This window comes from Bartonella kosoyi (genome assembly GCF_003606325.2).
Classification (GTDB): Bacteria; Pseudomonadota; Alphaproteobacteria; order Rhizobiales; family Rhizobiaceae; genus Bartonella; species Bartonella kosoyi.
Map to the genome: position 1 here is coordinate 845,996 of NZ_CP031843.2, position 24,107 is coordinate 870,102.

The 24,107-nt window shown below is 35.7% G+C and carries 17 protein-coding genes; 10 read left to right on the forward strand and 7 right to left on the reverse strand.

Features of this window, described 5'->3' with window-relative positions:
- Positions 1-288 precede the first annotated feature (288 nt).
- Both recA and alaS read left to right on the forward strand, forming a co-directional pair.
- Positions 289-1,332: a recombinase RecA gene (gene recA, locus D1093_RS03750; protein ID WP_120102315.1), complete on the forward strand. Its 1,044-nt coding sequence runs from the start codon at positions 289-291 to the stop codon at positions 1,330-1,332.
- Between the two features lie 206 nt (positions 1,333-1,538).
- A complete protein-coding gene (gene alaS, locus D1093_RS03755) occupies positions 1,539-4,211 on the forward strand; it encodes an alanine--tRNA ligase (RefSeq protein WP_120102317.1) in 2,673 nt (890 codons plus the stop codon).
- A 671-nt stretch (positions 4,212-4,882) separates the two neighbouring features.
- On the opposite strand, the gene D1093_RS03760 is transcribed toward alaS, so the two are convergent.
- Positions 4,883-6,676 (reverse strand): glucan ABC transporter ATP-binding protein/ permease, encoded by a 1,794-nt coding sequence (locus tag D1093_RS03760; protein ID WP_120100755.1) that lies wholly within the window; start codon positions 6,674-6,676, stop codon positions 4,883-4,885.
- A 237-nt stretch (positions 6,677-6,913) separates the two neighbouring features.
- Here D1093_RS03760 and D1093_RS03765 point away from each other — a divergent pair, with 237 nt between their 5' ends.
- The 7 genes from D1093_RS03765 to D1093_RS03795 all read left to right on the forward strand — a co-directional run bounded on the left by D1093_RS03765 (position 6,914) and on the right by D1093_RS03795 (position 16,052).
- Positions 6,914-7,897, forward strand: a complete 984-nt coding sequence (locus D1093_RS03765) for an RluA family pseudouridine synthase (RefSeq protein ID WP_120100757.1) — start codon at positions 6,914-6,916, stop codon at positions 7,895-7,897.
- A gap of 781 nt (positions 7,898-8,678) precedes the next feature.
- On the forward strand, positions 8,679-9,449 hold the full coding sequence (locus D1093_RS03770; RefSeq protein WP_244614023.1) for an ATP-binding cassette domain-containing protein: 771 nt from the start codon (positions 8,679-8,681) through the stop codon (positions 9,447-9,449).
- Positions 9,450-9,661: 212 nt separating this feature from the next.
- The gene (locus D1093_RS03775) at positions 9,662-10,486 is read left to right on the forward strand and encodes an ABC-2 family transporter protein (RefSeq protein WP_244614024.1); all 825 of its coding nucleotides are present in this window, start codon (positions 9,662-9,664) and stop codon (positions 10,484-10,486) included.
- Positions 10,470-11,258, forward strand: coding sequence for an ABC-2 family transporter protein (locus D1093_RS03780; RefSeq protein WP_120100758.1), 789 nt, complete (start codon positions 10,470-10,472; stop codon positions 11,256-11,258). The genes D1093_RS03775 and D1093_RS03780 overlap by 17 nt, the downstream gene beginning before the upstream one ends.
- Positions 11,259-12,119: 861 nt before the next feature.
- Positions 12,120-12,428, forward strand: coding sequence for a hypothetical protein (locus D1093_RS03785; protein WP_120100760.1), 309 nt, complete (start codon positions 12,120-12,122; stop codon positions 12,426-12,428).
- Positions 12,429-14,845: 2,417 nt separating this feature from the next.
- On the forward strand, positions 14,846-15,208 hold the full coding sequence (locus D1093_RS03790) for a hypothetical protein (RefSeq protein ID WP_120100761.1): 363 nt from the start codon (positions 14,846-14,848) through the stop codon (positions 15,206-15,208).
- A 478-nt stretch (positions 15,209-15,686) separates the two neighbouring features.
- Positions 15,687-16,052, forward strand: coding sequence for a response regulator (locus D1093_RS03795; RefSeq protein ID WP_005773308.1), 366 nt, complete (start codon positions 15,687-15,689; stop codon positions 16,050-16,052).
- 312 nt (positions 16,053-16,364) lie between these two features.
- On the opposite strand, the gene rpsI is transcribed toward D1093_RS03795, so the two are convergent.
- Together rpsI and rplM are read right to left on the reverse strand one after the other, a co-directional pair.
- The gene (gene rpsI / locus D1093_RS03800) at positions 16,365-16,850 is read right to left on the reverse strand and encodes a 30S ribosomal protein S9 (RefSeq protein ID WP_005773309.1); all 486 of its coding nucleotides are present in this window, start codon (positions 16,848-16,850) and stop codon (positions 16,365-16,367) included.
- A 2-nt stretch (positions 16,851-16,852) separates the two neighbouring features.
- On the reverse strand, positions 16,853-17,317 hold the full coding sequence (gene rplM / locus D1093_RS03805; RefSeq protein WP_120100763.1) for a 50S ribosomal protein L13: 465 nt from the start codon (positions 17,315-17,317) through the stop codon (positions 16,853-16,855).
- Between the two features lie 296 nt (positions 17,318-17,613).
- Between rplM and recJ the strand changes: the two genes are divergently transcribed.
- Positions 17,614-19,398, forward strand: coding sequence for a single-stranded-DNA-specific exonuclease RecJ (gene recJ / locus D1093_RS03810; protein ID WP_120100764.1), 1,785 nt, complete (start codon positions 17,614-17,616; stop codon positions 19,396-19,398).
- A 17-nt stretch (positions 19,399-19,415) separates the two neighbouring features.
- Here recJ and parE read toward each other — a convergent pair whose 3' ends face one another.
- From parE to D1093_RS03830, 4 genes are all read right to left on the reverse strand, one after another.
- A complete protein-coding gene (gene parE, locus D1093_RS03815; protein ID WP_120100766.1) occupies positions 19,416-21,482 on the reverse strand; it encodes a DNA topoisomerase IV subunit B in 2,067 nt (688 codons plus the stop codon).
- A gap of 82 nt (positions 21,483-21,564) precedes the next feature.
- Positions 21,565-22,302: a lipoyl(octanoyl) transferase LipB gene (gene lipB, locus D1093_RS03820; RefSeq protein WP_120100768.1), complete on the reverse strand. Its 738-nt coding sequence runs from the start codon at positions 22,300-22,302 to the stop codon at positions 21,565-21,567.
- A 147-nt stretch (positions 22,303-22,449) separates the two neighbouring features.
- On the reverse strand, positions 22,450-23,301 hold the full coding sequence (locus D1093_RS03825; RefSeq protein WP_120100770.1) for a TPM domain-containing protein: 852 nt from the start codon (positions 23,299-23,301) through the stop codon (positions 22,450-22,452).
- Entirely contained in the window at positions 23,301-23,927 is a 627-nt protein-coding gene (locus tag D1093_RS03830; protein ID WP_120100772.1) for a LemA family protein, read from the reverse strand. Before D1093_RS03830 ends, D1093_RS03825 begins: the two co-directional genes overlap by 1 nt.
- Between the last annotated feature and the right edge of the window lie 180 nt (positions 23,928-24,107).

A 24,107-nucleotide genomic window follows, 5' to 3' on the forward strand; every position in this document is an offset into this window, starting at 1 on the left:
AGGAAGGTTAAACATTGTGTTGAAATTTAAATTGTTTCTTTTCTAGAGAGAGATAAATGTGTTAACTTGCTCTCTTATAGAAAGTATTATTTTATTTGGAATTTATGTTGTGTCATAAGATAGCGAATGCCAGTTCTTTATTTTGGTGGTCATGATATGTTATAGACATGACGTGTGGATAGAAATGAAAATAGTCTGTGAAAATCTAAACTCAAGGCTTTAGTTAAATTAAAAGGGCAATATACACTTTAAGTGTTAGATTATTATGAGTCGGTCAAGGATATAATCGTGGATAAAACAAAAGCTCTCGATGCTGCTCTCTCACAAATTGAACGTTCTTTTGGTAAAGGCTCGATTATGCGTCTTGGGCAAAAAGAGCAAGTTATTGAAATTGAAACAGTTCCAACAGGATCATTATCCTTGGATATTGCTTTAGGGATTGGTGGGTTACCCAAGGGGCGTATTGTGGAGATCTATGGACCAGAAAGTTCTGGAAAGACAACATTGGCGCTGCATGCTATTGCTGAGGCTCAGAAAGGAGGGGGAATTTGCGCTTTTATTGATGCTGAACATGCGCTTGATCCTATCTATGCGCGTAAGCTTGGGGTTGATTTAGAGAATTTGTTCATTTCTCAGCCAGATACTGGTGAACAGGCGTTGGAAATTACAGAGACATTGGTTCGTTCTGGGGCCGTTGATGTGCTTGTTGTGGATTCTGTTGCAGCTTTAACACCGCGAGCAGAAATTGATGGTGAAATGGGTGATGCTTTACCAGGATTACAGGCGCGATTGATGAGCAAAGCTTTGCGGAAACTCACAGCTTCTATTTTTCGCTCTAACTGTATGGTGATTTTTATTAATCAAATTCGCATGAAAATTGGTGTGATGTTTGGTTCGCCTGAAACAACAACGGGAGGAAATGCTTTAAAGTTTTATGCTTCTGTTCGTTTGGATATTCGCCGTATTGGCTCTATTAAAGATCGGGATATGATTGTTGGCAATCAGACTCGTGTTAAAGTGGTGAAGAATAAGTTGGCTCCTCCCTTCAAACAGGTTGAGTTTGATATTATTTATGGAGAAGGGATTTCCAAGCTAGGTGAATTGATTGATTTAGGAGTCAAAGTGGGTATCGTAGAAAAATCTGGCTCGTGGTTTTCTTATAATTCTCAACGCTTAGGACAGGGACGTGAAAATGCAAAACAGTTTTTACGCGAACATGCAGAAATAGCGGCAGAAATTGAAACGGCTTTGCGTCAAAATGCTGGTTTGATTGCGATTGAATTGTTAGAAAATGCAGGGTCTGAAAATACGGAAGGTGATGAAGTCCTTTGATAGGCTGTTTTTTCGTCTATAATTTTTTTATTTAAGATGTTTTCTTTTTTTATTTTTTTGAGTTTTTAAATATACAGTCATTTTTTCTCAATTTTTTTTAATAAATATTCCGTTCTTTGATTAAATTGACTCCATGCGTGGCAAAGAGGATATTTAATGGGGAGATTTTTCTTTTAAGGTTTTTGCGGTATTCTGCAGGTGTAGATATGAATAGTGTTAATAATATCCGGTCAACATTTTTGGATTATTTTCATCGTCATGGGCATCAAGTTCTTTCTTCTAGCCCACTTGTTCCACGCAATGATCCTACACTCATGTTTACAAATGCAGGAATGGTGCAGTTTAAAAATGTTTTTACAGGACTTGAACAGTATCCTTATAAAAAGGCGACAACAGCACAAAAATGTGTTCGTGCGGGTGGAAAACATAATGATCTTGATAATGTTGGCTATACGGCGCGCCATCATACGTTTTTTGAAATGTTGGGGAATTTTTCTTTCGGTGATTATTTTAAAGAAGAGGCCATTTTTTTATCATGGGATCTTTTAACAAAAGAGTTTTGTCTACCAAAAGATAAATTGTTGGTAACAGTTTATCAAAGTGATGATGTTGCTTGTGAATTATGGCGTAAAATCTCAGGTCTTCCAGATGAAAAAATCATTCGTATTGCGACAGCTGATAATTTTTGGTCAATGGGAGAAACAGGCCCTTGTGGTCCCTGTTCGGAGATTTTTTATGATCATGGTGATGAAATTTTGGGTGGTCCCCCTGGAAGTATGGAAGAAGATGGTGATCGCTTTATTGAGATTTGGAACCTTGTTTTTATGCAGTATGAGCAGCTTTCTAAGGAAGAGCGTGTTGATTTGCCTCATCCTTCTATCGATACCGGTATGGGATTAGAGCGTATTGCTGCTGTTTTACAGGGTGTTCATGATAATTATGACATTGATCTTTTTCGTGTATTAATTGGAGCATCAGAAAAGATAACAGGTGTTGAGGCAACGGGGGATTTTGTGGCGAGCCATCGTGTTATTGCTGATCATCTTCGCTCATCTGCATTTTTGATTGCGGATGGTGTTCTTCCTTCCAATGAGGGAAGGGGATATGTTTTACGTCGCATTATGCGTCGTGCTATGCGTCATGCGCATCTTCTTGGTGCTAAAGAACCTTTAATGTGGCAGCTTTTGCCTGCTCTCATCTGCGAAATGGGACAAGCTTATCCCGAATTGGTGCGGGCTGAATCTTTGATTTCGGAAACTTTAAAATTAGAAGAAATACGTTTTCGTAAAACGCTTGAACGGGGGCTGGGTTTGTTAAATGAAGAAAGTGCCAAGCTTAAGGAAGGGGATCATTTAAATGGTGAAGTTGCTTTCAAGCTTTATGATACCTATGGTTTTCCACTTGATTTGACGCAGGATGTGCTTCGGCGTCGTGGAATATCTGTTGATGTTGATGCCTTTGATAAAGCAATGGAACGCCAGAAAGAAGAAGCCCGTGCCCATTGGTCTGGTTCAGGTGAAGCTGTAACAGAGACAATTTGGTTTTCTGTTCGTGATCAGGTAGGGGTTACAGAATTTTTAGGTTATGAAACAGAAAAAGCTGAAGGTATTCTTACAGCTCTTGTGTGTGATGGTAAAATTGTTGATGAGGTTTCTTCAGGGCAGAAAGCTATTTTTGTGCTAAATCAGACCCCTTTTTATGGCGAATCTGGTGGGCAAATTGGTGATAGCGGTATCATTTCTGGTGAAGATTTTATTTTTGAAGTGCATGATACTCAGAAAAAGGCTGATGGTGTTTTTATTCATCTTGGAGAAGTTAAATCTGGTCAGGCAGCGAGGTCTGATTGTGTGCAATTAACCGTTGACGTTGTTCGTCGTAAAAAAATCCGCGCGAACCATTCTGCTACCCATTTATTACACGAGGCTTTACGTCAAGTATTGGGATCTCATGTGACTCAAAAGGGCTCTCTTGTGTCGCCAGAACGATTACGTTTTGATTTTTCTCATCCAAAAGCTATTTCGGCAGAAGAATTAAAAAAAATAGAAGATTTAACCAATGAGATTGTTTTGCAAAATAATAAAGTGATAACGCGCCTCATGGCTGTTGATGAGGCAATTTCTGAAGGAGCAATGGCACTCTTTGGGGAAAAATATGGGGATGAAGTTCGCGTTGTTTCTATGGGGGCGCCACTTGAACAGGGCGGATTAAAAAAGCATTGGTCAATTGAGCTTTGTGGAGGGACACATGTGGAAAGAACAGGCGATATTGGCTTGATTCATATTGTTTCTGAAAGTTCTGTTTCAGCTGGAGTGCGGCGTATTGAAGCTTTAACAGGTGCCGCAGCGCGTCTTTATCTTAGCCGCCAAGATGTACGTATCCGTGAAATTGCCGATCTTTTAAAAACTTCTTCTTCTGATTTAGAAGAACGGGTGAGAGTTTTGCTTGATGATCGTCGTAAACTTGAAAAAGAGTTGAATAATGTGCGTAAGAAAATGGTATTGAGTGGGGGAATAACAGAAAGAGGTCAAAGTGATATTACTATCATCAATGAACTTTCTTTTATGGGACGTGTTGTAAATAATATTCCACCACGGGATCTTAAAGCGCTCGTTGATTCTGGGAAAAAACAGATTGGGTCTGGGGTCGTTGCTTTTATCACTATTTCAGAGGATGGCAAGGGGAGTGCTGTTGTTGGTGTCACCGATGATTTAACGGATAAGTTAAACGCTGTTGATCTCGTTCGTGTTCTTTCTGGTGTGCTTGGTGGGAAAGGTGGTGGTGGGCGTTCTGATATGGCGCAGGCTGGTGGTCCTGACGGGAACAAAGCTAATGAAGCCTTTGCAGCACTAAAAGATTTTCTAGAAAAATTTAAAAAGTAGAAAATTTCCTTATCGGTTTTTTTTTACATTGGTGTGTTGGAAGAGCGTTTAAGAATTACGAATATTTGTCTGGTGTGGTGTATTGGCTGAAATGCAGATACCGTCTCATTGAGAGAGAGATAAAATCGTAAAGATAAAAAAGGGGGGCGTTAGCAAGATTGTGTTGTGCTTCATGCTTTTGTTTATGATGTAGACGAACCATATCTTTCATAAAAGAAAGTATTTATTCTATTGATTTTAAAAGAAAAATCTCTATCTCTTTTTCAAAAGAGGAATTGTGAAGAGGATAACGCAGGATTTAGTGCATAACAGTTTTTTTAAGCTTATGAAATTATAAGCTAATTATTTTTTTGCTTTCAGATTGCTTAAATTATTGTTCGCTCTTCATAAGAGGTTCGTTTTTTAGAGCCGTTTTATTGGTTCCCTTTGCGGCTCATGTGTAAGAGAACAGATTTTTCTTGCAAGTTATGGAACGTAAATTAATCATATAAATCAGATAAATACAGCATAAACTAAATATTTATATTAATTCAAGTTTTTCTCTGTGCATTTGCTGCATTTAAAATAGATTATGGCATTCTTAGAAATTTTTGCTTACCCATGAACAGAGCATTTTTGCAATGTTTTGCATTGAGAGGTTTTTTGCATAAGATTTATGAAGAGTGTGATTTTTATGATGCTATGGCTTCATGTAAGGAGATGACGTTTTCATTTTCTCCTTCTCTTTCTCTTTCTGATGGTGTGAGTGTTAAACCGCTTGCTTTTAAAAATTTAGAGAAACGGCCTCCTTTATCGATCAATTCTTGAAAGTGTCCCTTTTCAATTAAGTACCCTTGTTCCAGAAAGAGTATCACATCAGCATTGCGTACTGTTGAGAGGCGATGTGCTATAATGAAAGTGGTGCGGTTATGGCTTATGCAATCAAGAGCATCTTTGACACGTGCTTCTGTTTCAACATCAAGAGCACTTGTTGCTTCATCGAGAATGAGAATGGGGGCATTTTTTAAAACAGCACGTGCAATTGCTAAGCGTTGTTTTTCTCCACCTGATAATTGAGATCCTCGTTCGCCCACTATTGTGTTATAACAATCAGCTTTTTTTAGAATAAAATCGTGAGCTTCTGCTATTTTTGCTGCTTCACAAAGTTCTTCGTTTGTTGCATTTTCTTTTCCTATTGAGATATTATCACGAATACTACGGTTGAAGAGACCAGCATCTTGAAAAACTGTTGCTAGAGATTGGCGTAAAGATTCGCGATTGATCGAGCTTATGTTTATTCCATCAATGGAGATATGCCCAAAAGTAGGGTCATATATGCGCTGCAACAGATTGATTAATGTTGTCTTTCCAGCCCCTGTTGGTCCTACAATCGCAATCGTTTGTCCTGCTTTCACTTCAAAGGAAATGTCAAAAATACCTTGAGAAGAATTTGGGAATTTATAAGTAACGTGATGAAATTGTATGCTACCCTTAACATTTGAGAGGGAAGGGAGATTTTGCGATTCGTTGATAGGGAAGGTTGAGTCTTCCATTTCAAAAAATTCTTGCAGTTTTGCTTGTGAGGATATTGCACAATGAATAAAATTGCTCATTTGATCGAGACGGCTAATCATAAGTTGTGCAAATCCAACAAAAGAAACGACTTCACCTACCCTTAATTGATCTCTTGCAACAAAAAAAGCTCCAAGGAGAAGAACACAAACGATTGAAACTGTTGAAGCCATTCTATTTAAGCCACTGGCGAGCGCCCACCAATTGAGAACAGGATTTTGTGCTTTAAGAAGGTCATTTGTATGTTGGTACAGTATGGATGTTTCTTCTTTTATTCGATTATAACTTTGTACAATAGAAACATTAGAGATTGAATCACTAACATGTTTAAAAAGGTTATGATGATAGCATTCTACAGCGGCTTGTCCGTCTTTTGTTTTTCGCATCACTAAACGGGCAATTAAGAGATAGATGATGGCAAGTACAACTAAGACTATTGAAAGACGCCAATTCATGTTAAAGGCTGTGGGGATGAGAACCAATAAGGCGACAAGTGTTGAAAGATGTTGACGCATAAAATCAAGCCATATGGTTGACATGGCGTCTATTGCACGCAAAAGTGTATGGAGTGCGTTGGACGTTCCGCGTTGTTGATGCCAAATTAAAGGCATGGCAATGATACGTTCAAAAGATTCTGTTAAAACCGTTAAACGGAGTCTATGGGCTAAACGGTCCGCACCACGAGCAACAAGGACATAAGCGATGATATGGGAAAGGCCAAAACAAACCCAAATGGCAAGGGTAGGGATGATTCCTGATTTTTCTGTAATGGAATCAATAACGTGTCCAAATAAAATAGGTTCTGCGATGGTGATAATCGCTAACATAACATTAGCGTTACAGATTAAAAGAGATGCATTTTTTTCTCTGTTTAGGCAACTGAGAACACGTGCATAGGTTTTGAATAAGGACACTATTAATGATCTCCATTCGCTGTTAAGCGTAAAGGCTACTGATTTTTATAAACTCAAATTTCTAACTAATAAAAATTGAACGTTAAGAAAAGGCAATTTTGGATACTCATTGTAATATGGTGTGATAACGCCAATGAAAATATGAATTTTTGTGTTCATAAGGGTGAAAAAATAGATCAATAAAATTATCAGGAAAAAAATATTAGATAGGGAAAATTATCAGGTAAGGGAACTTTCATGGCAGGTGTCGAAATAAAAAAGGTTGAGACAGATGAGAATGGAATGCGTTTAGACCGTTGGTTTAAAGTGCATTATCCAGGACTTGGGTTTGGAGCTTTACAAAAATTGTTGCGTTCTGGTCAGATACGGGTTGATGGTGGACGTGTTAAAGCTGATACGCGTCTTTGTATGGGACAGTCTGTTCGTGTTCCACCTCTCCCTCTTGATGATACGATAAATCTTCCAATAACAGATAAAACACTTCGTGGGCAGAATGATGGGACCATTTTGAAAAAAATGCTGCTTTATGAAGATCCAAAGGTCTTTGTTTTTAACAAACCAGCAGGTCTCGCTGTACAAGGTGGCTCTGGTTTAACACGTCATATAGACAGTATGCTTGAGGTGTGGCGCAATAAAAAAGGTGAAAAGCCGCGTTTAGTTCATCGCCTTGATCGCGAGACATCAGGAGTGCTTATTGTTGCCCGCTCTAGGGGAGCTGCACAGGCCTTAACAGCTGCTTTTAGAGAGCGAGAAACAAAAAAGACTTATTGGGCGTTGGTCCGGGGTGTTCCTAAAAAAAAACAGGACAAAATCTCGACATGGATGGTTAAGGAGATGACAGCACAAGGTGATAAAATGCGTGTTTGTGACCATGGGGCACCCGATTCACATCATGCTGTTTCCTACTACCGCGTTTTAGAGTCGCGTGGACGGGCTCTTTCGTGGCTTGAAATGGAACCTTATACGGGGAGAACACATCAGCTCCGTGTGCATGCTGCCCATATGGATCATCCTATCATTGGCGATTCAAAGTATTTTTTTTCTGATAGTAATTGGACATTACCAGGAGGAATTCAAAACCGCCTTCACCTTCATGCACGTCGTATTCGTATTCCTCATCCTTCAGGTGGTATATTGGATATTGTTGCACCTTTACCACCCCATATGGTCCAAAGTTTTAATCTTTTGTCTTTTAATGAGCGTGACGCTGAAACAGAATAAAAAACTTCATTTGTGTTTTTTTGATTGATGCAAATTTTGTCTATAAATTTGATTAAGATGGATAGGGCATCATTAGAAGAGAGCTTTAGTAATCGCTAAGAGAAAATGGTGTTTTTGCATGATGAATTTTCTTTCTACAGTTCTTTATCCATATTGATTGTATTGTTATTTCTAGATAAGGTGTATCTTTAATAATCTTGGGCTTATGAAGCTGTTCCTTTGAATTATCTACAGAGGTCATATATTGGGGAGAGGTGTCTGTTGAGGAAGATGAATGAGATAAAATCTGAAGGATATTGACTGAAAAAGTAACGGCAATTTTTGATTTTTTCATGGGAAATAATTGAATCCTTTTACAGGAATTCTTAAGGGAGCAGCATCTCGAAAAAATTCTTGTTTTCAAGCAGGTTTGTTCTGTTATCTGTGTGGTGTGAATACTTATTATAGATTTATGGTTTATATCTTTGTCTACACAATGAGAATTTATGAGCAAAGTGCTTCTTTCAATTACAATATTTTTCTGTTTACTTCATTTATCTGAATTTATTCGAAAGATTATCTTTCACAAGAGAAGAAACAAGTTTTTAGTAGCTTAATGCTTCATTGAAGATTTATCACATTGAAGATGCCATACTAAAAATTGGCGATTAAAGTGTCAGCTGCTTTTTATTGCTCTAAGGAGAGGGGGGATTTTAGCAGTGAACAAAACTAGATATTCAGAGATTATGGGAATGTTCCAAGAGGGGCTAAGTTGAAATGAGGAGGACTGATGGGATCATTATTGATTGATGTTAATAACGTCTCAAAAATATACCGCAGCATAGACAGAGGAACTGGTGTTACAAACAAAATTCTTTCTCTCTTTAAGCCTGTATATACAAATTATCACGTGCTGAAAGATATTAGTTTTACTCTGTTTTCAGGACAATCTCTTGCTATCCTTGGAGCGAATGGGGCAGGTAAATCGACACTGATTAAAATACTTTCTGGTATACAAGCCGTTGATAAGGGGAGTGTTAAAGTCCTAGGATCTAATCCCTATAAAACTAAGAAAGATCTGTTTAAGCAGTTGGGTGTGGTCTTTGGTCATAAGAGTTGTTTATGGTGGGATTTACCACTACGTTACAGTTTGGATATGATTCAACCATTATATGGTCTTGAACGGGCCTCTTTTATCCGCGATCTTAAAGAGATTACAGAATTGCTAGGACTTGAGCCTATCATGGATAAGCCAGTGCGGATGCTGAGTTTGGGTGAGAGGGTCAAAAGTGAATTGGCTTTTAATTTATCGTTTAGACCTAAATTGTTGTTCTTAGATGAGCCAAGTATTGGTCTTGATATTACTTCTAAGCACAAAATCAGGGAACTGCTTACAAAACTCAAAAAAGAGCGAGGTATGGGATACATCATCACAAGTCATGATATGGGGGATATTGATGGCTACGTTGATGATATTCTTCTATTGCATAAAGGAAAAAAACAATTTTACGGTGATCTTAATACCTTTAAAAATATGCTTCCTTCTTTGGTGCGCGTGACATTTTTTTTGTGAACATTTGCAAGCGCTTTCTGCTGCTGTAAAGAGAATGGATGAACTTTCGTTAAAATTGTCTGCGCCTTTAAAAGATAAAAAACTGAACAATGAAGAGTGCTCACTGGAGATTTCGTTGTCCCGTGGAGATTATTCATATTTCATACGGGAAATGACAACTCAATTCAACGGTACATTCTCTGTGTCTACTCCCTCACTTGAAGAGATGCTTCGTGTTAAATTTAAAGAATTTACTTAATCATTGTTTTGGCATGTTTTTCTATGCAAGGAATGGATTACTCACTGTTCTAAGTGATAGAGCCATGTTTTTTACGGATATTGTTATTGGGACACTTTCGCCATTTATTATTCAACTTCTATTATGGAATGCACTTTTTTCTGATACGGTCAACACCATAAATGGCTTTAGCTTTTATGATATGATGTATTATTACGCATTTGCTTTAGTCTTAGGACGCTTAAATAACGGTTATAATGTGATTAAGTTTTTTTCTCATCACGTTAAAGAAGGTCAATTAGAAGTCTATCTCACAAAGCCATTCCAATATATGACACAAATGCTTTTTACCTTTTTGGGTGAGAGCGTATTATATAGCATCCCGTTGTTGGCTCTTTTTGTTGTAAAGCTTGTTTTATCCTATGAAAATATTTGGGGATTGGTTATCACTTTTCTGTTCTTTTTTCTGGTTGTTATTCTATCACAATTGCTTTGTTTTTTACTTTCTTTTGGAATTGCCTTATTAAGTTTTTGGGTGATTGAGTACAATATATTACTTTCATTGAGTATTCTCAGTTCGGCGCTTCTTGGGGGTGTTCTTTTACCACCATCTTTTTGGCCGGTGTGGCTTATTCCGCTTATGCAATTTAATCCTTATCGTTTTATGATATCAGCGCCTGCCGAATTTTTCTCGACACAAAATTTAGCGTTGTTTCAGCAGTTTATTTTCGGAAGTTTTGCTTATATTTTGTGTCTTTTATTCTTAATTCATATTGCTTGGAATAAAGGAATGAAAGCCTATAATGGAGCAGGTGGTTGAGATGAAAATAATCCTTCATTTTATCAGCTTGAATATCCGCCGACAGATTGTTTACGGTAAGAATTTGACGGGAGAGTTTATTCTTTCTTTGTGTTATTATTTTATTCAATTCATATTTATTGATAGAATAGCTTCTTTTTCAGGAAGAATTGGTAACTATAGCAGAGATGAGCTTCATCTTATCTTTGTTGTTTTTGTTTTACTTGGGATATTTTTGAATATTTTCACTCATTCTATTGAAACGTTTTTTGAAAAAGTAGCGGATGGTAAAATTGAGCCATACTTGATAAAGCCTGTTTCAATTGGGTTGTTGATGTTGTTTGGTTGGTGTAAACCACTTAATCTGATCAAGCTATTTGTTCTGTATGTGAGTGCCTATTTATTCGTATCATTACCGGATATGTCTGATCTTAAGCATAGATGGATCTCTTTTATTGTTGCAATATTTTGTGTTTTTATCGTCAATATTTGTTTTTTCATGATGTTTAATTTTATAACATTTGTTACCAGTCGTAAAATGCCTGTCGAATATTTTCATGAAATGATTTACGAGCTTTCATTTGTCCCAATAGCAATTTATCCCTTAAATCTTGTAAAATGGCTTTTGTTTATGCTTCCCATGGCTTTTTCTGCTTCTTTGCCTGTGTCCCTGTTGCTTGGTAAAGGCGAATGGGATATTGAATATCTTCTGTTGAGCGCTTTTCTTTCCATTGCTATGACTTTCATAAGTTATAAGAAAACAATTCGTCAATTTAATGGATTAGGGGGATGAGATGAACGTTAGCCTGATTATAAAAATAAAAAATTGAGTGAATAATTTTATTGTGCCATAAATTATCGTTATTTATGCCGGCGATATAAGGCATATAAAATTTGCACATGAGGCTTTTTGTTAGATACATTGACGCGTGAGATCGGCTGTGTTTCCATAGCTGTGAGCAAAGAATTTATAAAAGAAATCAGAGAGTTGAATTGCTTGGTTTTAGATCAATTTTGGTTTGAGTTTAGATGGCAGCTTGATGACAAAAACCAATGATAAGATGGTGTCAAGATTACTTCATAATACGGCTGGATTTGTTCTTGTTGCGGTTATGTTACTAAAAAATTGTCAAAGACGGGTGATTTTTACATGGGCAGAATGTGGTTATTCGTGTGGATTTTATTCGTGCAATATATTGTTATGTTGGTGATTTTTTTCTTAAATAATAAGAAAATTGACTGAGTAAAGTTTCTAAGTCGCCTGATAGAAAGGGCAAGATGCGGTCGATAATCGCCTGAAAAATAAGCTAGAAAGCACAAAACAATAGTAACTAGCTTGAGTTCAATATCATCATAAATATATTTCTAGAGTTTCTTGTAAATCAAGAGAAGAGTCCTAATTTTTCGTACGCATGGCTCATTTGATTTTATGATTTTGTTTAAGATAAAGAGAGCTTAATGTGCTATATCTTAACAGTATTATTATTCAATTAAAATATACATTTTGTATAAATATAATACAAACATAATGTGTTTGTTGTTTATATGGTGTTTTTATTTTAATTTAAAATTATATTTGATATTGCTATAAGCACGTGATACCTGCTTAATTGTATCAATATGATACGTTATTTTTAATAAGAGAAGAAGTAAAATGGGGAATTCAAGCTCATCACCTGATTCAGGTAATTCATGTCGTTCTGCGGGTTATTGGGATGCAATGAAAACGGCAGGACAAACAGGAGCAGCGATAATGGCGCCTGTTGGGGCGGTTGGAGGCGCTATACTTAGAGGGTTGGCAGGAGTGGCTGCGACAGTTGCAACAGGGGGGGCAGCTGCACCGACAATCTTGGGGACTGCTGAAGCGGGTATGGCACTAGGTGCATTGGGTGGTACAATAAATGGCGCTGTGATGGGGGGAGCTTTTGGAGCTGTGCATCATCTTTATAATTGTGTACGATAATTTATAGAATATCTGAAATATATCTCTGGAATCATAATAATTTTGTAGATATGTTAATAAAAAACACGTCTACAAATATTTGTAGGATAGTTTTCAATGATATGTTATTTATAATTCTCTATATTTTAATTCAGAAATTTTAAGTGTTATGGATATTTTAAATAATATTAATATTATTCATGATTTACTTGTATCGATATGTGAGCTGCTTATATGTATATCTTTATTTAAATTATATTATTGATCTCAAGAGCATAGTAAAAATAATATTATAAAAAAATCATCAATAACCGTCATTTCATTTTTTATAGTATTCTTTTTATTATTTTGTTTTATTAATTTTTATATAAAAAATAATACTTTTATATTTCTGTAGTATATATATTATTTATAATGAGAAATAAATTTTTATTTTTTTATTTGTTAATTTAATATATATAAATATATTTTATTATAGTATTAACTTTTAAATAATTAAAATGATAAATTTATGCATTAAAAATAAATTGTATTTATTGATATTATTTAAGCATTTTAGTTTCTAATTGTTATGGTGGATATTATTAATGTGGATGGATTTTTTTTAAGTTATTATAAAATCATTGCATTAAATACTTATTTTTATTACTATTATATATTCATTTATATTGTACTATGAATCTAAAGGTTTCAGTAAAATATAAACTAAGAAAAATTTATTATCATTCGTAAAATTATATTTATGCTGATATTATCTGTTATAAGATTATTATATTTTATCAATTTAAATTTATTTAATACTATATTATTTATGAAATAAAATTTTACTTGGTTTATTTATATTAAATTTTTATTAATTATTTATAATTTTATTTAACGGTTTTTCTATAGAGCTTATGAGACATGTTATTAATAAAACTATGTTTTTAATTTTGGCTAAAGAAATAAAGAGAAAAATAAATTCAGACAGCTTCTTTTTCAATAAACAAAAATAATGCGTTCATTTGATGTTGTAAAATAAACTGATAACGATCATATTTTTTTAATTAACAGTGATAAAAATATGATTTGTGATATAGAGATTGAGAACTTTTTTTGCCTATCATTCATATCTCCCTACCAAATTTTCTAAAAATTATATAAAGAAGAGAGAATCAATGCTGTTAAGTTATTAGCATTTATAATGAGCTTTTTTCCAGTGTTGTCATTGCTTTTGCATTTAAGCAATGCATTAATAGCATAGGTGATTCATTCTAAAGTTTTATTTAAAATTCATAGATAAGTTCTATTTTGATTTGTTATTGCATAGCTCGTATTGATGTATAACAAAAAACGTTTGAGACAATATACGATCACAAAAATAAATTTTTGATTGGGCATATAAACTACCGATTGTTTATAGATCAAAAAAATCTATGCGTATTAAAGTTACGTAATTTTTTTCTCTTCAAAATGTGCATTTGAGTTAAATTTTGTGATTGATAGCTTTTCTACGATGAAAATATGGATATCATTTGATATCCACGAATTTTATATATTCATCTAAAAAATATACGATAAAAATTTTACGGCTATGGTGGATTTTATTTTTATAAACTGAAGAAATATAATGCATGGCATTACAAATATTTGCGATAATTTTATTCGGTATTGTTGAGATTTTTATGGTTTACATTTTTATCATTTTATTTTGTCTTTGGTAGGGAGAGAATGTGTATATTCATTATCTGTTTTATCTTAAAAGCGTCGAGCTATATTAATATCAAAAACCATGATACTAGATGATAATGAACTTAATATGCAAGTTATTCCGCGATTTTGTAGAAATAAATGACTGTAAAATAGTTGAAATTTATAATGGCTTTACAGATTTAGATTGAGCGAATCTATAAATGTCATTTCTCTTATCTTATTTCATTTATTTTTTTCAAATAAAGGCGTAAAATTTTTCTTATGCTAAATTTTACTTAATTAGCTATTTATTCTCAATTTATAATAAGGATAAACTATTATTTGATAATATTTAAATAAATTATTTAAAATAAATATCTTACTATTTTATATAAAAATAAAAAATCATTTTGTGTAACTAAAAAACAACAATATAATATTTTTTATATTTTAAAATTTAATTATATATATTATTTAAAAATAAAAGTATAATAAAAACAATAAATTAATTATATTTTATCACTATATTATACAATTTAAAAACACATATAAAATAATTGACAGAATTAAATAAATATGTATTGTATAAATAATTGTTATTATATAATATAAAATGACAATTAAAATAAAATTATTAATTAAAATTTTATGTTATATTCTTCTTTTCAGAAGATAAATAGACATTATCGGTAGATGATGCGGTATTTTTTGTTTAGAGGGTACAGTAAAAATAATTTATTTTAGTAAATAGTATATAGGTGGTTATGATGAAAATATTTAAGCATTGTATATTGTATGTTGTTGCAATGGCTATTTTCTTTTCACAGGTTTTTGGTGCGAATGCCGATTCTTTAAATAATCGATTTCAAAATATTGGTTTCATTTCTGTAATGACACAAGAAAATGGGGTTAATAAAGCTGTTAATATGATTATGAACCAATTTGGAGGAAAAAGGGCTGACAAAAATGTCCAAAAGGTCGCGGCTTTAATGGGAATGGAGGCAGCGATTTTTGGTTTAATCGCATATCTTGTATATTTCTTTACGAGAAAGCCACCCAGTCCAAACAGAGCGACAGGTGGGAGAATATTTGATGCTTTTGCTTATAGCTCATGGGCTCTTAATCCTTGATGAACTTTAAATTATTCTATTATTGGATGTTTTATATTACATAAACCGTGATTTCAAATCACGGTTTATGTTTTTAGTGCTATTGATAAATTTATTTTTTTATATCATTAAGATATTGTTTGTAGGATGGCAGAATAGGGCGCATTAAATTTAAATAATTAGCTGGCTTTTAAAGTTAATTAAATTTTTTCTCTTCAAAACACGCATAATGCATATACTTTAATTGAGATACTCATAAACTTTGTGTATCCACTTGAAAAACACAGAGTAATACAATCTTATGGTTATGTGGATTTTCTTTTTAATGACTGAAAAAGCATACTGATGCGTCTTAAAAATATTTGCAAAAAATGCTTTTATTGAAAGCGTTTTGCCTCTTTGTGGTTTACAATTTTTTTTATCATTTTATCCTTAAGCAAAGAGAATGGGGATTCATTTCTATTTCTCTGTTTTATCTGAGAAAGGTGGAGTTATACGAATGTCAAAAAAAGTCATGATCGTGGAAGATAATGAGCTTAATATGAAGTTATTCCGTGATCTTGTAGAAGCGAGTGGCTATGAAACTGTTGAAACACGTAATGGTCTTATGGCATTAGATTTGGCGCGTTCATCGATGCCATCTCTTATCCTTGTGGATATCCAGTTGCCAGAGGTTTCCGGAATAGATGTCATTAAACAATTAAAAGAAGATGAGGAATTGAGATCAATCCCTGTTGTTGCTGTAACAGCCTTTGCTATGAAGGGAGATGAGGAGCGAATTCGAGCAAGTGGATGTGAAGAATATATGTCAAAGCCTATTTCTGTTCCTCATTTTATTACAATGGTGAAACATTTTGTGGATTAAAGCTCTTTGTTAAATGATGATAGAAAAAGGCATTGAAAGGCTTACGGGATTGCTAAAGTTATTGTGCAAATATTTTTGTGTTTTAGCGGGAATATATTTTAGTTTCCAAAACAGACTTTAAAAATTGAAAAGAGTTTTTTATTTTTGGTTTATGTTTCTTACTTTTTGTTTTAAGAGAAGTTGTTATTTTATACTCTTATTCTCTTCTAAGTGGTATAAGATTTTTTCCTGCATTCATCTAAAAGTCTGTTTTAGCAGAGCGAAAAAAGCCCCGATGCAAACGGGGCTCTATATATTGCACAAATATTGAAATTAACGTTTCGAAAACTGGAAAGAACGACGTGCTTTTGCTTTACCGTATTTTTTACGTTCAACGACACGGCTATCGCGGGTAAGAAATCCCCCTTTTTTCAAAATTGGGCGAAGTTCTGGTTCGTAATAGGTTAAAGCTTTGGAAATACCATGACGTACTGCACCAGCTTGTCCAGAAAGACCTCCACCTGCAACGGTTGCAATAATATCAAATTGGGTATCCCTATTTGTTGCAACAATTGGTTGACGAAGAATCATTCTCAAAACAGGACGAGCAAAATATTTGTCAAATTCTTTGTTGTTAATGGTAATTTTTCCAGAACCTGGTTTAATCCATACGCGAGCAACAGCGTCTTTACGTTTTCCTGTTGCATAGGCACGCCCTTGTGAATCAAGCTTTTGCACATGGACAGGAGCGGTATTTTCATGAGCTTCCACAGTATTTGTTACGACACTGAGCTCAGCAAGAGAATTAATTTCAGCCATAATCAAGCAATCCTTTTGTTTTTGCGGTTTAAAGCACTAACGTCAAGAGACTCGGGCTGTTGTGCTTCATGCGGATGTTGGCTTCCAGCGTAAACACGGAGATTCTTCAATTGACGGCGACCAAGGGGGCCACGCGGAATCATACGTTCTACAGCTTTTTCAACAACGCGTTCGGGAAAACGTCCTTCAAGAAGCTGACGCGCTGTACGTTCTTTGATTCCACCAATATAGCCGGTATGCCAATAATATTTTTTATCCGTATATTTCTTACCGGTGAGAGCTATTTTATCGGCATTGATGACAATAACATTGTCACCATCATCAACATGTGGCGTAAATGTAGCTTTATGTTTACCACGTAAGCGGTTTGCAACAAATGTGGCAAGACGCCCTAAAACAAGGTTTTCTGCGTCAATAATAACCCATTTTTTCACCACTTCAGTTGGCTTTTGTGAAAAAGTTGCCATAGAAGTATCCTTTAATTAAAGCCCCTGTAGCATGAGGGCATTTTCATTGTTTGCGTTGAAAATTGTTAGCACAGCGAAATATTTAACGCATATTGATTATCCTGATATAATGTCTTTCTCTTTACGTCAAGAGAAAATAAAAACTTTATAAAACAGTGCTTTATGAGTGAGGTATTATAATACCTTATTGAAATAAGTTTATGGACAATTTAAACTTAAAAGGAATGTTACAAAAGGCTATTTTATCTTTAACGCGTGATTGTATTTTATTGATCTTCATTATAAAATAAATAACGATGCAGTTGTCTCGTTATTTTCTCAATGTTGAATTTTCTGCTTGTGGTCAAGCGTGGTTAGATGCTCTTGATGTTCAAGGGATAAATAATGCGCGTGCTATTTCTCAAAAGTTCGGTTTTCCAGATCAATTAGCGCGAGTCCTTTCAGCAAGAGATGTAGATGAAACTGAAGCTGTTTCTTTTATTAATCCAACATTGCGAACGCTTATGCCGGATCCAGAAAGTTTTAGAGATATGCAATGTGCAGCAGAGCGTATTGTTAAGGCTCTTCTCAATCAGGAACAGGTTGCTGTTTTTGGTGATTATGATGTTGATGGTGCATGCGCATCAGCACTCATAGCGCGTTTTTTTCGTTATTTTGGGATTGAAGTCAGAATTTATATTCCTGATCGTATTATTGAAGGCTATGGACCGAATGAACAGGCAATGAGAATGCTCGTGCAAGAAGGGGCTCGTTTAATTATCACTGTTGATTGTGGTGCCAATAGTCCAGATGCTGTAAAAGCGGCGAGGCTTGCAGGTGCTGATGTTGTGATTTTAGATCATCATCAAATGTCAGAGATTCATCAAGAAGCTGTTGCTCTTGTCAATCCTAATCGTCCTGATGATTTTTCTGGACAAGGGCATTTATGTGCAGCGGGTGTTGTTTTTGTTACATTAGCTTGGGTTCTTCATTTGTTGCGGAAAAAACAATTTGAAGGTCAACTGCCTGATCTTCTCAGTATGCTTGATCTTGTTGCATTGGCAACTATATGTGATGTTGTTCCATTACAGGGGGTTAACCGTGCTTTTGTGGTAAAAGGACTGCAAGTTGCTCGTTCTATGCATAATCCAGGGATAGCAGCTTTGACAAAGGTTGCACGGATAGGGGAGCCACTTAATAGTTTTCATTTAGGTTTTTTGTTAGGCCCTAGAATTAATGCAGGAGGGCGCATCGGTGATCAAGCTTTGGGAGCACGTTTGCTTAGCTGTGAGAATAAAGATGCAGCGGAAAAAATAGCAGAACAATTAGATCAGCTTAATCAAGAACGCCAAGAAATGGAGAACATTCAATTAGCACAGGCGGAATCTTATATTGCTTCTCTTTATCAAGATCAAAAAACACCAGTATCACTTGTCATTTCTCATCAAGAATGGCATCCGGGAATTATTGGTATTCTTGCATCCCGCCTCAAAGAGCGTTTTTTTTGTCCTGTTTTTGCTATTGCTTTGAAGGAAGATGGAAATGGCGTAGGGTCGGGACGCTCAATTAATGGCATAGATTTAGGTGCACTCGTTCGTGAAGCTGTTACACTCAATTTATTAGAAAAAGGAGGGGGGCATAGTATGGCAGCAGGAATTACAATTCAATCGACGAAAATTGAAATTTTTCGAAAATGGCTAGAAGAAAAAGTTTCTGTAATGGTTTCACAGTTGCATGCAAAAAAGTCTCTTAGTATAGATGGTGCTCTTTCTGCTTCTGGTGTTAATCAAGCGCTATTTGAGCTGCTTGAAAAGGCGGGACCTTTTGGGACAGGGAATGCAACACCTGTTTTTGTTCTACCCTCTCATCGATTAATGAATTTATCTGAAGTTGGTAAAGGACATCTTCGCCTTATTGTATCTAATGTGGAAGGAAAAAAACTGCAAGGAATAGCTTTTCGTGCTGTAGGAACCGCGCTTGGTCATTTTCTCTCTGAAAATATTGGTGAAATGATCCATTTAGCTGGTCATCTTAGTTTGAATTATTGGAATGGAACGATCAATCCGCAATTGCGCGTGATTGACGCTGCTGCAGTGGTTTAAAAAAGGTATTTTTTACATTAGATGTCTAAATTAGAAGCAAAAGTGGAATTTTCTTGTATGAAACGAAATCGTGCTTCTGGTTTTGTTCCCATGAGACTTTCTACAGTCTTTTTCGTTTCTTGCATTTCTACGGCATCAATAGAGACACGAAGTAATGTACGTTTTTGAGGATGCATTGTTGTTTCTTTAAGTTGTTCTGCGCGCATCTCACCCAGCCCTTTAAAACGCCCGATTTCAATTTTCGCTTTTCCCGTAAATTCAGTTTTGAGCAATTCATCTTTATGAATGTCATCGCGTGCATAAGCAACTTTCCCTCCTTGCGATATTCTATAAAGGGGAGGGACGGCGAGATATAAATGTCCCTGATGAATAAGATCAGGCATTTCTTGAAAAAAGAAGGTAATGAGCAGTGAGGCAATATGAGCACCATCAACATCTGCATCTGTCATGATGATAATACGTTCATATCTGAGATCTTTTTCACGATATTTAGAGCGTGTTCCACAACCAAGAGCAAGGATAAGATCGCTAATTGTTTGGCTTGAGCTCATTTTTTCATGGGCAGCACTGGCGACATTGAGGATTTTGCCACGAAGAGGTAAAATTGCTTGGTTGGCTCTATTTCTTGCTTGTTTAGCAGATCCTCCTGCAGAATCCCCTTCAACAATGAATAATTCAGCACCTGTAGCATGGTTTTGGCTACAATCTGCAAGTTTACCGGGCAGACGTAATTTACGGACAGCTGTTTTTCGACTGATTTCTTTATCTTGGCGGCGTCTAACACGTTCTTCAGCACGTTCAATAACCCAATCGAGAAGTTTTGTTGCTTCTTGGGGGGAATTTGCCAACCAATGATCAAAAGGATCACGGATTGCATTCTCAACAATACGCTGTGCTTCAATGGTTGCTAATCGATCTTTTGTTTGTCCAACAAATTCAGGATTACTGATAAAGACAGAAAGTATTGCGGCTGTTGAAATCATAATATCATCTGATGTAATGATCGCTGCGCGCTTGTTGCCTATTAACTCAGCGTAAGATTTCAATCCACGTAAAAGAGCTTGACGCAGTCCTGTTTCGTGCGTTCCTCCTTCTCCGGTGGGAATAGTATTGCAATAAGATTGCACACAAGGATCTCCACCATGCCAAGCGATGGCCCATTCAACACAGCCATGACCATTATTTTGTTGTGTTTTTCCAGAAAAAATTTCTGACGTGACGCGATATTCATCTTTTAACGATGCGAGTAAATAGTCTTTAAGCCCATTGGGAAAATGAAAAACAGCCTTTTCAGGAATATTTTTTACGCCTTCAAGTATGACGGGATCACAAGTCCAGCGAATTTTTACACCGCCAAAAAGATAGGCTTTGGAGCGCGCCATCTGATAAATTTTTTCCGGATCAAAAGCTGCTTTTTCACCAAAAATTTCACCATCAGGATGAAAACGAACACGTGTACCACGACGATTGTAAACATCTCCCAAATCTTCTAATCCAGATTGAGGAATACCACGTGAAAAACGTTGGCGGTAAAGTTTTCGTTCTCGTGCAACCTCAACTTCCATATTATCTGACAGGGCATTGACGACAGAAATTCCTACTCCATGAAGTCCGCCCGCAGTTTGATAAGCTGTTCCATCAAATTTTCCTCCGGAGTGGAGTTGTGTCATAATAACTTCTAGAGTTGATTTGTCAGGCATTTGAGGATGATTTTCGACAGGAATACCACGTCCATTATCTGTAACGGTTATATAACCGTTCTTATCTAATGAGACCTCAATGGAGTCTGCATAACCAGCCACAGCTTCATCCATCGCATTATCAATAATTTCGGCAAATAGATGGTGAAGTGCTTTACTGTCTGTTCCACCAATATACATTCCAGGGCGTAAACGTACAGGCTCTAAACCCTCAAGCACGCGAATAGAGAGGGCATTATAGTCGTCTTCTTGTGTATTTTTTGCACTTTTTTTTGAAATCATCGCTTTTGATTTCGTTGGAGACTGCAGAGTGCTTTCTTTTGTATTGACCCTAGATTGGGCTTTATTTAAAATACTAAAAAGATCCTTGTTGTTATCGCTCATAGCGTTTAACTATCTACCTCATGAAATAAAATATTTATTAGAATAAATTTTATGCCTGTTTTTTATTTAAAAATCAATGCAGCTAGGAAACATCAATTGTTGGACCAAAAATTTGTTCAAAAGCCTGTTTGAGAGCAATATCAATATCATGCATTGTTACAGGGCACCCTAGATCAAGAAAGCTTGTTACACCGTGGTTTGTAATTCCACAAGGAACAATTCCTGAATAATGGGCTAAATTAGGATTAACATTGATAGAGACGCCATGAAAACTTATCCATTTGCGCACTCGAATGCCAATCGCTGCAATTTTATCTTCGGAAGAAAGATCATTTTGCTTTGATGGACCATGAGATTGTTTAACCCAGACACCAACGCGATCTTCTCTGCGTTCGCCTTTAATATTAAAGCGCGCAAGCATTTGTATGATCCATTCTTCTAATGCACTAATGAAAGCACGGATGTCTTGTTTTCGGCGTTTAAGATCAAGCATAATATAAGCAATACGCTGTCCTGGTCCGTGATAGGTAAATTCACCTCCACGTCCTGCTTCGTAAACAGGAAATAAATGAGGCGCTAAAAGATCCTTTTTATCTGCACTCGTACCCGCAGTATAAAGGGAAGGGTGTTCAAGAAGCCAAACCTGTTCATGGGCCGTTTTTGCAAGAATTTTTTCCACACGTTCCTGCATGTAACGCAGCGCTTCAGGATATTCAACCAAATGATCACTTATTTTCCATTCAACGGGTGGATTCCCTAGAATTGCATTAAAATGATGTGATAAGTGACTACGATCCGTATGTTTCAATTTAAATGTCATTAGCAATATTTATCTTAATGTTTGAGTTTGTATTGTAATCAGAAAAATAACAAAAGCGTAAGATTAAGAGACACTTTATGAGAAATGCAATGAATTTTTAATGAGAAATGTAATGAATTTTATTAAAAAAAACGCGTTACGTTCGTTTTACCATCTTCCTGTTGCACCACCACCACCTGATGATCCACCACCACCTCTGAATCCTCCTCCTCCTGAATGTCCACCAAAAATTCCACCAGAATCTCTACCCTTCGTATTTAAGTTTAAAAACCAAGGTGTGAAGACAATACCCATCCAAAGATACTTTCGTGGACCTATTTTCTGACCAAAAATCATAGCAAGAATGGGTAACCCCATGGCTATAAAGAGAATGAAAAACATGATTGTATTTATAATCATTTCTTCTTTCGCAGCTTGTTTACGTTGTTCTTCAACAGCTTTAGCTTTTTGTTTGAGTCGAAAAGAAAAATCAGCATCGCTTTGTGTGATCACTTTGATAATTGCATGAACGGCTTCGACAATTCCTTTTTGATAATTTCCTTCACGAAAATGAGGAATCATAAAGCTATTAATGATGACAGAGGAAATGGCATCTGTTAGTTCTCCTTCCAGACCATAGCCTACTTCAATACGTGCTTCACGTTCATTAGGGGCAATGACGATTAATACGCCATTATTGATTTCTTTTTGACCTAACTTCCATGTGCGAAAAAGAGAATTGCTGTATGTCTCTATATCATTGCCCAAAAGAGTAGGGAGCGTTACAAGAACAATTTGATCTCCTGTTTGTTCTTCGAGTGTAGCGAGTTTTTCCGTTAAATTTCTCTTTGTTGCATGGTCAAGTAAATGAGCCATATCGTTGATATAGCCGGTTAAGGGAGGAAATTGAGTGTGTGCGTGAGTGACATTCCCCCATGTAATGATCAAGTAAAGAATGCTCAAAGAAATCCATAAACGTCGAAAAAAACGACGTTTTATAGCGTGTTCAAACGATTTCATTAATTAAAATTAACCTTTGGAGTTTGTTGACTATCCGTATCGATGGTAAAAGTTGGCATCGGTTTAGCGTCACGAAACCATAATTTTGCCCAAATCATTGTTGGCATTGTTTTGAGGGCCGTGTTGTAGGCACGAACCGTTTCAATATAATCGCGGCGTGCAACGGAGATACGGTTTTCAGTTCCTTCTAGCTGTGATTGAAGAGCAAGAAAGTTCTGGTTTGCTTTAAGATCCGGATAGTTTTCGACAACTGCCATAAGTCGCGAAAGGGCACTTGATAAATTTGCTTGATTTTTGAGATATTGCTGCATAATTTCCGGATTATTCAACATATCTGCATTAATGTTGACTTGTGTTGCTTTGGCACGTGCTTCAATGACATTTGTGAAAACGCTTTGTTCATGGGCTGCGTAAGCTTTAACTGTTTCTACAAGATTGGGGATGAGATCTGTACGGCGCTGGTATTGATTGAGCACTTCACTCCATGCGGCGTGTGCTTTTTCTTCATTTGTTGGTATCGTATTAAATCCGCAGCCACTTAAAAATGGTATGAACCCTACCAAAAAAATAATGATTGAAAATTGTTTTAATATTTTAAACATTGAAGAAGTTTGTCCATTTAACATAAAGAGGTCTCCACAGATATTTTATGTATCATATAGGGTTTATCTTACTGGTGGAAAGTATTTTGAATTTTATAAACAGCTATTGTTATCAATAAATTAACATATCTCTGCGTTTTTAGTACGCTTAAGTCACTTGTTGATATGAAAATAATAGTGAGAGTATAAATGTCATCTTATAAA